At 65.7% G+C, this 13,709-nt stretch carries 18 protein-coding genes; 7 read left to right on the top strand and 11 right to left on the bottom strand.

The features are described from left to right. Positions 1-13 precede the first annotated feature (13 nt). Positions 14-256, top strand: a complete 243-nt coding sequence (locus ACQR1B_RS17150) for a hypothetical protein (RefSeq protein ID WP_315725598.1) — start codon at positions 14-16, stop codon at positions 254-256. Positions 257-274: 18 nt separating this feature from the next. Continuing rightward, complete coding sequence (locus ACQR1B_RS17145; protein WP_434875132.1) at positions 275-1,498, top strand: lytic murein transglycosylase; 1,224 nt, start codon at positions 275-277, stop codon at positions 1,496-1,498. Between the two features lie 84 nt (positions 1,499-1,582). Here the strand turns inward: ACQR1B_RS17145 and ACQR1B_RS17140 are convergent, their stop codons facing one another. Next, the gene (locus ACQR1B_RS17140) at positions 1,583-1,864 is read right to left on the bottom strand and encodes a hypothetical protein (RefSeq protein ID WP_434834554.1); all 282 of its coding nucleotides are present in this window, start codon (positions 1,862-1,864) and stop codon (positions 1,583-1,585) included. Between the two features lie 218 nt (positions 1,865-2,082). Then, positions 2,083-2,421, bottom strand: coding sequence for a hypothetical protein (locus ACQR1B_RS17135; RefSeq protein WP_434834555.1), 339 nt, complete (start codon positions 2,419-2,421; stop codon positions 2,083-2,085). 171 nt (positions 2,422-2,592) lie between these two features. On the opposite strand from ACQR1B_RS17135, the gene ACQR1B_RS17130 reads away from it, so the two are divergent. The 3 genes from ACQR1B_RS17130 to bfr all read left to right on the top strand — a co-directional run bounded on the left by ACQR1B_RS17130 (position 2,593) and on the right by bfr (position 3,920). Further along, positions 2,593-2,853 (top strand): hypothetical protein, encoded by a 261-nt coding sequence (locus tag ACQR1B_RS17130; protein WP_434834556.1) that lies wholly within the window; start codon positions 2,593-2,595, stop codon positions 2,851-2,853. Positions 2,854-3,030: 177 nt separating this feature from the next. Then, on the top strand, positions 3,031-3,315 hold the full coding sequence (locus ACQR1B_RS17125) for a (2Fe-2S)-binding protein (RefSeq protein WP_434834557.1): 285 nt from the start codon (positions 3,031-3,033) through the stop codon (positions 3,313-3,315). Between the two features lie 119 nt (positions 3,316-3,434). After that, the gene (gene bfr, locus ACQR1B_RS17120; RefSeq protein WP_015665016.1) at positions 3,435-3,920 is read left to right on the top strand and encodes a bacterioferritin; all 486 of its coding nucleotides are present in this window, start codon (positions 3,435-3,437) and stop codon (positions 3,918-3,920) included. 109 nt (positions 3,921-4,029) lie between these two features. Here bfr and ACQR1B_RS17115 read toward each other — a convergent pair whose 3' ends face one another. The 7 genes from ACQR1B_RS17115 to ACQR1B_RS17085 form a co-directional block, all read right to left on the bottom strand. Next, complete coding sequence (locus tag ACQR1B_RS17115; RefSeq protein ID WP_434834558.1) at positions 4,030-4,341, bottom strand: DUF3240 family protein; 312 nt, start codon at positions 4,339-4,341, stop codon at positions 4,030-4,032. Then, positions 4,338-7,415 carry an efflux RND transporter permease subunit gene (locus ACQR1B_RS17110; RefSeq protein WP_434834559.1) on the bottom strand — a complete coding sequence of 1,026 codons (3,078 nt, stop codon included), beginning with the start codon at positions 7,413-7,415 and terminating at the stop codon, positions 4,338-4,340. Before ACQR1B_RS17110 ends, ACQR1B_RS17115 begins: the two co-directional genes overlap by 4 nt. Continuing rightward, positions 7,412-8,539, bottom strand: coding sequence for an efflux RND transporter periplasmic adaptor subunit (locus ACQR1B_RS17105; RefSeq protein WP_434834560.1), 1,128 nt, complete (start codon positions 8,537-8,539; stop codon positions 7,412-7,414). Before ACQR1B_RS17105 ends, ACQR1B_RS17110 begins: the two co-directional genes overlap by 4 nt. A gap of 183 nt (positions 8,540-8,722) precedes the next feature. Continuing rightward, complete coding sequence (locus ACQR1B_RS17100) at positions 8,723-9,328, bottom strand: pyridoxamine 5'-phosphate oxidase family protein (RefSeq protein WP_434834561.1); 606 nt, start codon at positions 9,326-9,328, stop codon at positions 8,723-8,725. A 61-nt stretch (positions 9,329-9,389) separates the two neighbouring features. Beyond that, entirely contained in the window at positions 9,390-9,806 is a 417-nt protein-coding gene (locus ACQR1B_RS17095; RefSeq protein WP_434834562.1) for a DoxX family protein, read from the bottom strand. 36 nt (positions 9,807-9,842) lie between these two features. After that, entirely contained in the window at positions 9,843-10,196 is a 354-nt protein-coding gene (locus tag ACQR1B_RS17090; protein WP_434834563.1) for a hypothetical protein, read from the bottom strand. Positions 10,197-10,217: 21 nt separating this feature from the next. Continuing rightward, positions 10,218-11,279 (bottom strand): alpha/beta fold hydrolase, encoded by a 1,062-nt coding sequence (locus ACQR1B_RS17085; RefSeq protein WP_434834564.1) that lies wholly within the window; start codon positions 11,277-11,279, stop codon positions 10,218-10,220. 92 nt (positions 11,280-11,371) lie between these two features. Between ACQR1B_RS17085 and ACQR1B_RS17080 the strand changes: the two genes are divergently transcribed. After that, the gene (locus tag ACQR1B_RS17080) at positions 11,372-11,644 is read left to right on the top strand and encodes a DUF2277 domain-containing protein (protein ID WP_434834565.1); all 273 of its coding nucleotides are present in this window, start codon (positions 11,372-11,374) and stop codon (positions 11,642-11,644) included. Between the two features lie 45 nt (positions 11,645-11,689). Here the strand turns inward: ACQR1B_RS17080 and ACQR1B_RS17075 are convergent, their stop codons facing one another. Together ACQR1B_RS17075 and ACQR1B_RS17070 are read right to left on the bottom strand one after the other, a co-directional pair. Then, positions 11,690-12,205, bottom strand: coding sequence for a collagen-like protein (locus ACQR1B_RS17075; RefSeq protein WP_434834566.1), 516 nt, complete (start codon positions 12,203-12,205; stop codon positions 11,690-11,692). 161 nt (positions 12,206-12,366) lie between these two features. Then, positions 12,367-12,636 carry a helix-turn-helix domain-containing protein gene (locus ACQR1B_RS17070; protein WP_434834567.1) on the bottom strand — a complete coding sequence of 90 codons (270 nt, stop codon included), beginning with the start codon at positions 12,634-12,636 and terminating at the stop codon, positions 12,367-12,369. A 403-nt stretch (positions 12,637-13,039) separates the two neighbouring features. Here ACQR1B_RS17070 and ACQR1B_RS17065 point away from each other — a divergent pair, with 403 nt between their 5' ends. Further along, positions 13,040-13,480 carry a hypothetical protein gene (locus tag ACQR1B_RS17065; RefSeq protein ID WP_434834568.1) on the top strand — a complete coding sequence of 147 codons (441 nt, stop codon included), beginning with the start codon at positions 13,040-13,042 and terminating at the stop codon, positions 13,478-13,480. Positions 13,481-13,709: the final 229 nt, after the last annotated feature.

Here is a 13,709-nt window from a genome sequence, read left to right as displayed (position 1 = left end):
GTAGGCTTATCCGATGACCGAGGTGGAAAACATCGTCCTTGAACATTTGCGTCTCATCCGAGGGACGCTTGACTTGCTTCGCGAGGATGTCCGCGAGGTGAAGCTGCGCGTCGGTGGACTTGAACGCGAAGTTGCCCACGTTCACGTCGAGCTTGGGCAGGTTCACGTTCGGATCGCCGAGCTTTCGGAGCGCGTTGATCGTGTTGCGGGACGTTTGGAGCGTGTGGAGAAGCGCCTCGAATTGACAGAAGCTTAGGCGGACGCCGCAGTGTTGTTGCGCTCGCTCGTGGCTTTGCTTCTGCTCGCAGTTTCACCGTTCCTATCGGTCGCGTACGCCGCGGACGCCGCCTTCACACAATTCGTCGCTTCGCTCTGGCCCGAGGCCAAGGAGCAGGGCGTCTCGCGCGCGGTGTTCGAGACCGAGACGGCCGGCCTCGAGCCCGACACCAAGCTCCCCGACCTCCTGCTGCCAGGCCGCCCTGCGACAGGCGCACCGGCCCAGGCCGAATTCGTGCAGGTGCCGGCCGACTACATCAAGGAAGCCTCGATCGCGCGGCTGGCTGCGCATGGCGAGAAGCTGATCCGGCAATATCGTCCGGCGCTCGCCGAGATCGAGCGCCGCTTCGGCGTTCCCGGTCCGATCGTGCTCGCGATCTGGGGCCGCGAGACCGATTTCGGCCGCTATGCGCTGCCGTATGATGCGTTGCGCGTGCTGGCGACCCAGGCCTATGTCGGCCGGCGCAAGGACCAGTACCGCACCGAGTTCATCATGGCGCTGAAGATGCTGAGCGACGGCGTCGTTGCGCGCCGCGATCTCCGGGCGTCATGGGGCGGCGCGGTCGGCCTGACCCAGTTCCTGCCGTCGGAGTACTACAAGCACGGTGTCGATCTCGATGGCGACGGCAAGGTCGATCTCTGGCATTCCGTGCCCGACGCGCTGGGCTCGGCGGCACAGCAGCTCGCCAACAAGGGCTGGCAGAGCGGGGTGCGCTGGGCCTACGAGGTCACGCCGCCGGCGAACGTCGATTGCACGATGGGCGTGCCGGAGGTCAAGAAGCCGATCGGCGAATGGCTGCGGGCCGGCTTCGTCCCGGTGCGTGGCCAGCGCCTCAGCGCGGCCGAGCAAAAGCAGCCGGCCTCGCTGCTGCAGCCCGAAGGCATCTACGGCCCGGCCTTCCTGACGACGGCGAACTATTTCGTCATCAAGGAATACAATTTTTCCGATCTCTACGTGCTGTTCGTCGGCCATCTCGCCGATCGCATGACGAGCCCGGCCTCGTTCGCCACGCCCTGGTCGGCGTCGAAACAGCTTCGCAGCAAGGCCGTCGAGGCAATGCAAAAAGGCCTGGCGCGTCTCGGCCTGTACGGCGACAAGCTGGACGGCAAGGCCGGCATGCAGACCCGCGCCGCGCTGGGCGCCTTTCAGAAAAAGGCCGGCTTGAAGGTGGATTGCTGGCCCAGCGAAGCGGTGCTGCGGGCCATCGACGCCGCTCGCTGACGCGCTCATCTCCAAGGAAGAGGGACTAAAGCAAAAAGCCCGGCCGCTTGGCCGGGCTTGTTGCATCGAGATGCGTCGTCTGGATCAGTAGCAGACGCGAACCGGGCGGGACACCCAGCCATAACCGTCCCAATAGCGCTCACGGCGCCACACGCACGGCGGCGGGCCCGGCGGGGGGGCTTCGACATAGACCGGGCCGCCATAGGCGGGACGGCTGGAGGCGATCGCGCCGCCGAGCAGTGCGCCGCCGATCAGACCGGCAGCCACGCCTGCACCAACGTCACCGGCCTTTGCGGCCGGTGACGTCACGCTCAGCGAACCTGCGATTGTCGCAACCGCAAGCACTGCGGTCAGGATCTTCTTCATGTTCCGAGATCTCCTGGAAAGCGCCCGCGGGGGCGCCGGGTGGGTGATTTGAACGCACGATCGAGGGCCGTCAGCACCGTGAGAAAACACGAGAATCCGTCAACCCTTCGTAAACTCTGTCCGACCTGATGCGACGGAAAAACGGTTTTTTAGGGCCATGACGACCGCCCGTTCCCAAAATTCCGGTGCAAGGTCATGGAATTAATGAAGGTGAACGATCACTCGCACACCCGAACGCGGCGAATTCGCCAGCCATAGCCGTCCCAGAAACGCTGGCGCTGCCAATAGCAGGCATAGCCCGGATCGGCGACATAGGCCGGCCCACCGTAATAGGAATATCCGGGTCCATAGGCGTAGCCGGGGGAATAGGAGTAGCCGGGCCCGTAGTAGTAGGGATTGCTCCCCGCAGCGATCGCGCCACCAATGAGAGCGCCGCCGAGCAATCCGGCTGCGACGCCGGCAGCCACACGACCACCGCGCGCTTCCGCAGGAGCAGGGGCCAGCGCTGCGGTCGACAGCGTTGCGACGGCGGCAAGGGCCGCAAGAGTCTTCTTCATGACCTTAACCTCTCACTCACTCCGGGTCGGCAGATGGCGTGTCGCGCCATGCGGCACGTTCCCATATCCCGCTTGAATGATCAATGAACGGGCTCGCCCCCCTGGACGACCCATGTCGAGATCGCGTCTAATGCTGCAATGCACAAAACTTGACCGGTCATGACGAGTACGATGACGATCGTCGTCGCCGTCGGTTTGACCTCGGCGGTCTGTTACGCGCTGCTGGTTCGTGCCGATCGGCGCCGGAGCCGCCGTCGCTGGTCCCCGGATGGCACCGGCGCCGATTTCGGCAGCTCATCGAGTTCCGGCCAGGGCTTCGGTTTTACAAGTTGGTTTTCGGATACCTCGATCGACGTAATGGGTAATCCGATGGGCGGCGGGAGCGATGGCGGTGGCGACGGTGGAGGAGGTGACGGGGGCGGCGGCGACTGAGTTGCTACTCGTCGAATGCCGTTCGGCCGCGGCCTTGATCTGCGACAACATCGCATTGTTGGATCCGTTCTAGATGGATCAGGAGATTGGAATAGCTTCAAAAGCGCCGTTTTCCCTTTGCGCGGGTAGGTGCGGATGACTATCGATAGCTGACCAAGGACGATTGGCCGGTTTCTCATGATTGTTTGTTCCTGCAACGTCATCAGCGATCACGACATCCGCAACGCGGTGAAATCCGCGGACGAGTTGCCGCGGAGCCCCAAGCAGGTCTACGGCTGCCTTGGCTGCAGCGCGGAATGCGGTCGTTGCGCCCGCACGATCAAGACGATCATCGATGAGGCCCTCGGTCCCTGTGCGCGTGCCTGCAAGGCCGGCTGCGCGCACGCCCATGCCCACGGTCATCCGCCCGTCCAGGCGGCCGAGGATGATCTGCAGAGCCGGTTTGCGCTGGCCGCCTGCTGAAGCGCTCTTGCCTTCATTCTCGCCTGTTTTGCCCCAAAAATGGATCGGAACGGGGTCGTCTCCGCACTTCGAACCTGTTATTGAGCCCCTGCGGCCTCTAACTTTTTCGGAGCTTATCCATGCAGGGCGACCCCAAGGTCATCGAATATCTCAACAAGGGATTGCGCAGCGAGCTGACTGCCATCAACCAGTATTGGCTGCACTATCGCCTGTTGAACAACTGGGGCCTTCTGGAAATGGCCAAGGTCTGGCGCAAGGAGTCCATCGAGGAGATGGAGCACGCCGACAAGTTCACCGACCGCATCCTCTTCCTCGACGGCTTCCCGAACATGCAGGTGCTCGATCCCCTGCGCATCGGCCAGAACGTCAAGGAGATCATCGAGTGTGACCTCGCCGCCGAGATCGGCGCGCGGACGCTGTATCAGGAGGCCGCAACCTATTGCCACGGCGTTAAGGACTACGTGTCGCGCGATCTGTTCGAACGGCTGATGAAGGACGAGGAACATCACATCGATTTCCTCGAGACCCAGCTCGACCTGATCGGCCGCATCGGCCTGGAACTCTACACCCAGAAGCACGTCGGCGGGCTCGAGAGCGAGCACTGACGGCTTCCCGTCGGGCGGCGTCGAGCAAAGTCGGTTCAAGGCTCCCTTGCGAGCCTCGAATCGCGTGCCTTCGCCTGATCGGCCAAGACCGCCCCAGGGTCCTGTGCGCTCAGTCGATAGTGCCGAAGGCCGTCACGGGCACGACCCAATAGACCAGCTTGGTTCCGGCGAACGCGCGCCGGAGCCGCTCCAGCAGCCGCTCGACGTCCTCTTCCTGCAGCACGATCCGCACCACGACCTCGTCGGCATGTCCCTTGACCTGCTCCGCGGCGGTGCGCAGCCGAACGCGCGCGCCGTGTCCGGCGGCATCCGAGGCCGTGAAGCCCGTGACGACATCCGTCTGCTCGTTGACGTAGTCGAACAGCTCCTCGCGGAGCGCGCGCGGAGCAATCAGCGTCATGCACGCCGTCCGGCTCGTCATGTCGGCTCCTTTGCGGCTGCGCCGTAGCGGCGATACAGGATCGGCAGCAGGATCAAGGTCAGCAGCGTCGACGACAACAGGCCGCCGATCACGACGATCGCCAGGGGACGCTGGACTTCCGAGCCGGGCCCGGAGGCAAACAGCAGCGGAATTAGTCCGAGCGCGGTGATGCTGGCCGTCATCAGCACGGGACGCAGCCTGCGCCGCGCGCCTTCGACGACGATGCGCTGCTCGGACAGGCCGTGCGCACGGAGCTGGTTGAAATGGGACACCAGCACGACGCCATTCAGGACGGCAATGCCGAGCAGCGCGATGAAGCCGACGGATGCCGGGACCGACAGATATTCGCCTGTGGACACCAGTGCGAAGACGCCGCCGATCAGAGCAAAGGGAATGTTCACCAGCACCAGCAGGGCCTGGCGGATGGAGCCAAAGGTGGTGAACAGCAGCACGAAGATCAGGCCGATCGCGACCGGGACCACGATCGAGAGGCGGGCTGCGGCCCGCTGCTGGTTTTCGAACTGCCCGCCCCAGGTCAGCCGATAGCCGGCCGGGAGCTTCAGCTCGGCCGCGACTTTCTGCTGGGCCGCCTGCACGAAGCCCACCATGTCGCGCCCCCGTACGTTGCTGCGGACCACGCTCATGCGATTGCCGTCCTCGCGGTCGATCTTCACCGGGCCATCGATGCGCTGGATGTGCGCGACCTGCGACAGCGCCACGTGTTGGCCGCCGGCCAGTGTCAGCGGCAGCATCGCCAGCAGGGTCGGCGCCTCGCGCGTGGTCTCGCTGCCGCGGATCAGGATCGGCGTCCGCCGCCCGGTTTCGAGCGCGGTGCCGATCGTGCGTCCTTCGATCTGGGTGCGCAGCGAGGCCGCGATGGAATCGACGGTGAGGCCGAGGCGGCCTGCCTCCAGCCGGTCGACCGCGACGGTATAGTATTGCGCGCCTTCGTTCAGCGTCGTGTAGACGTCCTCCGCGCCATCGATCCTCGCCAGGATTGCTGAAAGCTTTGCAGCGATGTCGTTGAGCGTCGCGATGTCCGGACCGAAGATCTTCACGGCGACGTCGCCGCGCACGCCGCTGATCATCTCCTGCACGCGCATGTCGATGGGTTGAGTGAAGCTCAGCGATATTCCGGGAAAGCCGGTCAGCACGTCGCGAAGCTTCTGCAGCAGGGCTTCGCGGTTCTCGCTTTGCCGTTGATCCGCGGGTTTGAGCACCAGGAACGTGTCGGTCTGGTTGAGGCCCATGGGGTCGAGACCGAGTTCGTCGGAGCCGGTGCGCGCGATGGTGCCGGCGATGTCGGGCACCTTCATCAAGGCCGTCTGCAGCCGTGCATTGATGGCCAGCGATTCATCGAGATTGACGGACGGGAGTGTCTCCACGCTGACGATGACGTCGCCTTCATCCATGGTCGGCATGAAGGTCTTGCCGAGCTGGCTGTAGCCATAGCCGGCCGCGACCAGGCCCAGCATGGCGGCGAGCATGACCTTGCGCTCGTTGCCGAGCGCCCATGCCAGTGCGGGGGCGTAGACCCGCTGCGCCGCGCGGATCAGCAGCGGATCTTCGTGCGACGCGGATTTGAGCGCGAACGATGTCGCGACCGGGATCACCGTCAGCGCGAGCAGCAGCGAGGCGGCCAGCGCGAAGATGATGGCGAGCGCGACGGGAATGAAGAGCTTGCCCTCCAGTCCCTGGAGTGTCAGCAGCGGCACGAACACGATGATGATGATCAGCACGCCCGAGGCGACCGGCTGCAGCACCTCGCAGACCGAACGGAACACGATGTGGATCAGCGGCGTCGTCCGTCCCGGATCGTGCTTGCCGAGATTGCCGACGATGTTCTCGACCACGACCACGAGCGCATCGATCAGCATTCCGATCGCGATCGCAAGCCCGCCGAGGCTCATCAGGTTGGCCGACATGCCGGCGGCGCGCATCACCAGCAATGCGATCATGATCGCAAGCGGAAGGCTGAGTGCGATCACCAGCGAGGCGCGCCAATTGCCGAGGAACAGAAGCAAAAGCACCACGACTAGCACCGTCGCTTCGCCGAGCGCCCGCACCACCGTGCCGACGGCGCGATTGACGAGCCTGCTGCGGTCATAGAACACGTTGATGCTGACGCTGGCGGGCAGGGCCGGCTTCAGCTGCTCCAGCCGCGTGCGGACGTCGCGCACGAGCTGGCCGGCATTGGCGCCGCGCAGCCCGAGCACGAGTCCCTCGACCGTCTCGCCCTTGCCGTCGGCCGTGACCGCGCCGTAGCGCGTCAGCGCCCCGATCCTGACCCGCGCGACGTCGCTCACCCGGATGGGGATGCCGTCGCGCGTGTCAACGACGATCGCTCTGATGTCGTCGATGCTGCGAATGCTGCCCTCGATCCGCACCAGCGCGCTGTCCTCGCCCTGGTTGACGCGGCCGGCGCCGTCGTTGCGGCTGTTGGCCTCGATCGCCTTGCGAAACAGATCGTAGGAAATGCCGCGGGCCGCCAGCGCGTCGGTGCGCGGCACGATCTCGAACGCGCGCACATGGCCGCCCAGTGCGTTGACGTCGGCGACGCCCGGAACCGTGCGCAGCGCCGGGCGGATCACCCAATCGAGCAGGCTGCGCCGCTCGGCGAGCGAAAGCTCGGGGCTCTCGATCGTGAACATGAACATCTCGCCGAGTGGACTCGTGATCGGGGCGAGGCCGCCGCTCACGCCGTCGGGGAAGTCGCGGGAGATGTTCGACAGCCGCTCCGATACCTGATTGCGCGCCCAGTAGATGTCGGTGCCGTCCTCGAAATCGACCGTGATGTCGGCCAGCGTATATTTGGTGGTGGAGCGCAGGATCTTCTTGTTGGGAAGACCGAGCAGCTCGAGCTCGATCGGGACCGTGATGCGCTGCTCGACCTCCTCGGGCGTGAGCCCCGGCGCCTTCATGATGACCTTGACCTGGACCGGCGAGACATCCGGAAAGGCGTCGATCGGCAGGCTCGGCAGAAACACGGCCGCAGCGCCGATCAGCGACAGCACGCTCAGGACGACGAACAGCCGCTGCGACAGCGCGAATGCGACCAGCCGCTGCAGCATCATTGTCCGAACCGCGAGACAATGCCGCGGAGCGCCGAGATGCCGCCGATGGCGACCTCGTCCTTGTCCGTGATCGGTCCGGACACGACGACGTGATCCTGGTCTTCTGCGAGCAGTTTCACCGGGACTTGGCGGAAGCCGCCGTCGATCGCGACGAAGATCGAGGTCTGCTCGCCGCGCCTGACCAGGCCGCTGTAAGGAATCTCCCAGGCGCTCTCTCCCGCCGAGATGAAGCCGATGCGGGCGGCGGCGGTCTGTCCGGAATGCAGGTCGCCATTGTTGGGAAACTCGGCACGGACGAGGATGGTCTGGGTCGCGGCGTCGGTCGTCTCGGACACCAGGATGACGCGGCCCGGCGTCGCGTAGCCGTCGATGTCGACGGTCGCGCCGGTCTTGATGGCGCCGATACTGGTGGCTGGAATGGCGATCTCTGCCCAGAGCGGCGAGAGGCGCGCGAGCTTCACCAGCGGCGCCGCCTGCTCCAGCCGCTGCCCCGGCGACACCGCGATCTCGACCACGGAGGCGGCCTGCGGCGCGTTGACCGTCAGCGTTGCGCTGATCGCGGCCTCATTGGTCAGGCGCGCAATCGCATCGTCGGAGAGGCCGCTGAGATGCAGCATCTGGCGTCGCTCGGCGGCCAGGATGCTGGCCTGGCGTGCTTCGGCCTGGCTGGATTCCAGCACGCGCTGCGGGACGGCCTTGCCCTCGAACAAATCGGCATTCCGTTTCAGCTGCTGAGCGGCGAGAATCTCCTGTGCGACGGCATGCAGATAGTCGCGCTGCAGCGACACGTAGCTCGGACTCTCCAGGGTCAGCAGCGGCTGTCCGATCGTCACGCGATCGCCCCGCGCGACGGCCAGATTGGTGACCATGCCGGAAACGGGCGCGCTGACGACCCACAATTGCGGTGTCGGAATCACGATCTGCGCCGGATAGGGCAGCGTCCTGTCGGTCCGGCTCGACACCGGATGGGCGACGCGGACGCCGAGATTGCGGGCCTGCTCGGCCGAGAGCTTGACATCTTCGGCCGAGGCCGCGACCGGCGCGGTGGCCAGGGCCAGCAGCACGACTGCGCCGGCGAAGCGAGCGGGCCAGCAATGAGGGGCGGCCTTAACGGGCGCGGACATTGACCGATGTCGTCCTAAGGTTTTGAGATCGACACATTGACAACTAGGTGTTGCCGTCTCCGCCGCTGTTGACCTGCATCAAGGCGCGAGGACGGGCGCGCTCACGAATCGAGCGCGTCGATGCCGGATGTACAGGGACACCGATGACTCCTGGCTGACGTTCAGCTGCGAAGGGGTCGCATCTCAAAGCTGCTCGCGCCAGCGCGCGTCGGTGATGTCCTGAGGCTCGGGCGCGCCGAGGCTGGTCTGATCGTGGATGATCTCGCCGATGCTCGGCATGGCCGAGCGCGGAACCTGCGCCTCCTGCGACCACAGTTTCGAGCGCATGATCGCCTTGCCGCAGTGAAAATAGGCCTCCTGCACGCCGATGCTGATGACGATGCGCGGCGGCTTGCCGAACTCCTCCATTCGCGCGAGCAGGTCTGGATCGGTGGACAGTGCTGCCGTGCCGCTGACGCGCAAGGTCTCGTTGATGCCGGGCACGAAGAAGATCAGCTGCACCAGCGCCGAGCCCTCGGAGACGTTGCGGAGGCTGTCGAGCCGGTTGTTGCCGGGACGGTCCGGCAGCAGCAGGCGCTGATCGCCGTCGATGTGGACGAACCCGGGATGGCCGCCACGCGGTGACGCATCGACGCTGCCGTCCCGGCCTGACGTCGCCATCACGCAGAAGGGCGACATCGCGATGAACTTCCGGCTGTGGACGTCGAGCGCGGGGCGGACCTTGGCGATCACGCGCTCCTGCGGCTTCGGATAGATCGCATCGAGATCGGCACTGGCAGAATGGGTCATGGCTGTCCTCCCTCGAGAGCGTCTCTCGCCGTCATATGTTCGCAGCCGGCCGCGGCACGCGCTAGGCCTTCCGATGCCATGGCCAGTCGGTCAGCCCTGCGCTGTAGAGCGCCCACCAGACGAGCACGGGTTGAAACGCCAGGCGCGGGCCGTGATAGAGCCAGCTGCTGCCGAGATAGGGCAGGTCGATCGCGTCGATCGCATGCTTGAAATTCGCGGGCCAGACGCAGACGGCGTAGGCCGCAAGTCCGATCCCCGCCCAGCGACGCATCGGCTTCGTCACCAGCGCAACCGAGCCGGCGAGTTCGCACAGGCCGGTGAGCAGGATGACCTGTGGGGCAAACGGAACGAAGGACGGTGTTATCAGCAGGAACGGTTCGGGGATCGCGAGGTGGGCGATGCCCGCGGCCGCGTAGAACGCAGCCATCAGCCAGCGCATGATCGCGCGCACATTGTCGTCGTGAAGCGCTGTCGTCATGGCATCGGACCAAGAGCTGGCCTCGCGGGGCTCATCTCAAACGGCATCGGCTGGCACGAAGCAGCTGATGACGATGTCGCCGCGGTGATGGACGTACCACACGACGGCTTCGCCGATCGGGTTGCCGCGGTCGCGGATGATCGCGCGCTCCGGCACCGCCATCCAGCGTCCCTCGATCGGCACCCAATAGGTGCCGTCGCGCACGTCGTAGGTCGTGCGATGACCGTCGGAGATGTCGCAGCACGGCACGCCATTGGGCGCGATCACGCTCTTGAACCAGGCGCGCACATCGGGCGGGACGTTCTCGAACTGGCCATTGTCGACGGCGAACGCGACGCTTGCGCAGGCGAGTGAGCCCATCGTGAGGGCGGCCAGCACCATCCTGCGCATCGTCTGCTTCCTTCAGGGGATCTACATGCCACGCTGCGGCGCGGTGGCGAGCAATTCGCGCAGCGCCTGGACGTAGAACTTCGCTTGTCCGGTGGTGAGGTGACCGCGCGTCTCGGCCGAGGCCGGGATGAGCAGAACCTTGCCGTTCGCAACCCGTGTCATCGCCTCGGTGGTGAGGCCGGTTTCCGGCGGATTGCGCTCGTCGTCGGCCGAATTGATCAGCAGCACGGTCGCCTTGATCTTGTCGAGATCGGCCGACGGATTGTAGTCGTGCGAGGAGTCCCATTGGTAGATGAAGTCATTGGCGTCGGTGGGAATCGGCGCAGCCAGCCGCTCCTCGACCATCTTGTCGGCCTTGGCCGCCGTCGGCGCCGCGGTCTGGTAGGCGATCGTGCCGCCGGCGGTGGCCGTCCCGTAGGCGGTGACCGCGTATTTCATCATCCGCGGCTGCGCCGTGTAGTTGCCGCCATTGTAGTCCGGGTCGTTGCGGATCGTCTCCAGCATGATCCGGCGCAGCATCCAGTTGCGGGCCGCCATCTCGGTCGGCTGCGAGGCCATCGGCACCGCCACGTCCATGAAGTCGGGATAGCGCGTCGCCCACACCCAGCTGTGCATGCCGCCCATGGAATTGCCGATGATGAGCCGGACGTGCTTGATGCCCAGCGCCTCGGTCAAAAGCCGGTACTGCGCATCGACCATGTCGGCATAGTCATAGGCGGGAAACTTGGTCTTCAGCCCGTCCGACGGTTTCGAGGATTGGCCGTGGCCGATGCTGTCGGGAATGATCATGTAGTACTTGGCGGCGTCGAGCGGCTGGTCCTTGCCGAACAATTCGCCGGCGAACGTCGCCCCCAGCATGCTGGCGCCCGAGCCGCCGGTGCCGTGCAGCACCAGCACCGGCTGGCCGGTCGGCTCGCCGACGGTGGTGTAGTGCAGCTTCAGCTCCGGCAGCGTCTCGCCGGTGTGAAACTTGAAATCCTTGATGACGACATCGCCCTGCTTCGGGGCGGGATAGTCGGCGGCGCGGGCCGGAGCGTAAAAAACAACCAAGGCGACGAGGACGGCGGCAAACGGTCGAAGCATGTGTTTCCCCTGCTGATGCGCGGCTCTTCCGGCCGCGTCGGGGGCATGATAGCACGTTCGATGATTTGGTTCAGCACCGGATTGGCCCCGCCATGTGCCGCAACATCAAGACGCTGTTCAATTTCGAGCCGCCGGCCACCGAGGCGGAAATCCAGGCATCGGCGCTGCAATTCGTGCGCAAGCTCTCCGGCTTCAGCGCGCCGTCGCAGGCCAACGAGGCCGCCTTCGCCCGTGCGGTCGAGGAGGTCGCCGACGCCGCGCGGCGGCTGTTGACCTCGCTGCAGACCCAGGCGCCGCCACGCGACCGCGAGATCGAGGCGGCCAAGGCGCGCGAGCGATCGGCCGTCAGGTTCGGCCCGCGCTGAGGCCGGCCGTCGCCGGTCGGCGCTGCACGCACCGCCGCGGGACGATCAGAACCCCTCGTCGTCCTCGATGGCGTGCTTCTTCTTCTTTTTCTTGTGCTTCTTTTTCTTCTTCTTCGGGACGTCGATCTCGTGTGGATCGTCGTCTTCGAACGCCTCGTCGAGCGCATCGTCATGGGTGGTGGCGGCGAAGATGTCGCGCACCGCGACCAGGGCCTCCTCGCGCTCGTGCGCCTCGCGATCGCGGGTGCGCTTGTAGTCGTCATAGGCCGCGAAGATCTGCTCCAGCCAGGGCATCAGCTGGTCGATGGTCGGCAGCGTGCCCGGCGGACCGGCTTCGCCGCGCGGCCCCTGGGGGCCTGCCGGTCCCTGCGGCCCGGGCTTGCCCTGCGGCCCCGCTTCGCCGCGCGGGCCTTGCGGACCCGGCTTGCCCGGCGAACCGGCCTTGCCGTCCGGACCCGGCTTGCCGCGCTGGCCGTCCGGTCCGCGCCGTCCGGGCTGCCCTTGCGGGCCACGTGGACCCACGGGGCCCTGCAGGCCGCGTCCGGCCGGATTCCTCGCCACTACCGCAACTCCGCTACATATCGCTGATTCGCGACGAAGCCTAACAGAGCCGCGACAATGGCAGCAATTGCAGCAGGGCTGCGAGGCCGATTGATCAACATCAATCGGCGCCGCATCCTGATGAGTTCCACGCGATGGGATATCGCGCGGCCGTCGTTGGATCAGGCCGTATAGGCCGGCACAGCGATGCCGTCGGCCGTGTAGCCGCGGATCTTGTTGCGCAGGGTGCGCACGGGCATGCCGAGCAGCCGCGCGGCATGGGTGCGATTGCCGTTGCAGCGCGCCAGGGTCTGAACGATGAGCTCGCGCTCGATCTCGGACAATGGCGTGCCGATCAACAGCGGCAGAACCTCCGCCGCAGAGGGCGAAGGCGGCATGACGAGGGGAACGAGTGTGGGACTTGCGGTATCGGCTGACAACTCTTGAGACATAACTCCTCCCGATCAACGCCCGCGCCGGCCCTGAAGGCGACGCGAAAACATCGGAGACCAACTGAACACCCAGCCCGTAAATCACCGTGGTCGGACAAGGTTAATGGCGCCTTAACATCGGCTGCCGGCCGCGGCGCGGACGGCGAATACCCCGAAATGGCCTTGGTTTCGCTGATGTCTCGACCCATTTCGCAACGGCGCCGGTCGGCCGATGGCGTGCCGGCCGCGGGGCGAGGGCGATGGCGGGCATTTCCGACACAGAAGCGGCGGCGCATGCGTGCTGCCGCGCAAAGGGCTAAATTCGGCCCGATCGATTCGCTTGGTGGGACACGATCATCATGCGTGGCCATCGAATGACCTCAGGTTCGCGCATCCCACATTCACGTCGCTGGAGAGTTCATCCATGAAAATTGCATCCTCGCTTCGCGGTCTGCTGGTGGCATTGACGGCCGCTTGCGGCGCCGTCCTGCCGGCTACGGCGCATGCGGATGGCGGCTTCATCACGCTGACCATCTACAAGGCGGGATGGATCATCGGCGGCTCCGGCGGCAGCGGCGTGCTGAACTTCCACGGCCGCGCCTATCCGCTGTCGACCGGCGGCCTCGACTGGGGCCTGGTGTTCGGCGGCTCGCGCACGGTGCTGCGCGGCCGCGTCAGCAACATCTGGCGCCCGTCCGACGTCGAGGGTGTCTATGGCGCCGCCGGTGCCGGTCTCGCGGTCGGCCGCGGCGTGCGCGGCATCGTGCTGACCAACCAGAAGGGCGCGGTGCTGGAGCTGTCGGGCGAGCAGATCGGCCTGTTGGCCAATGTCGACCTGTCGGGGCTGGCGATCTCGATGCGGTAGCTGCTGGATTGGTCGACCGGTGTCGATCATTCACAACAGTCGTCGTCGCCCGCGGAGTCGGGCGATGACAGTGGTTTCGGCGGCAATCGTCCAGCCAGACATTGTCTATCTCCTGCTCATGACTCCACGGTCTCGCCGCACGGCGTGCGCGAGGGATGCATCGTGAGAGCCCCGTCTGATATCGAGAGGGGCAGGAAAGGCCGGGAGCTCGCCGCTCCCATGGTCCGCG

Source organism: Bradyrhizobium oligotrophicum (assembly GCF_051168495.1).
GTDB classification, from domain to species: Bacteria; Pseudomonadota; Alphaproteobacteria; order Rhizobiales; family Xanthobacteraceae; genus Bradyrhizobium; species Bradyrhizobium oligotrophicum_A.
The sequence above is the reverse complement of the archived record's forward strand: the minus strand, read 5'-3'. Positions and strand labels throughout refer to the sequence as shown.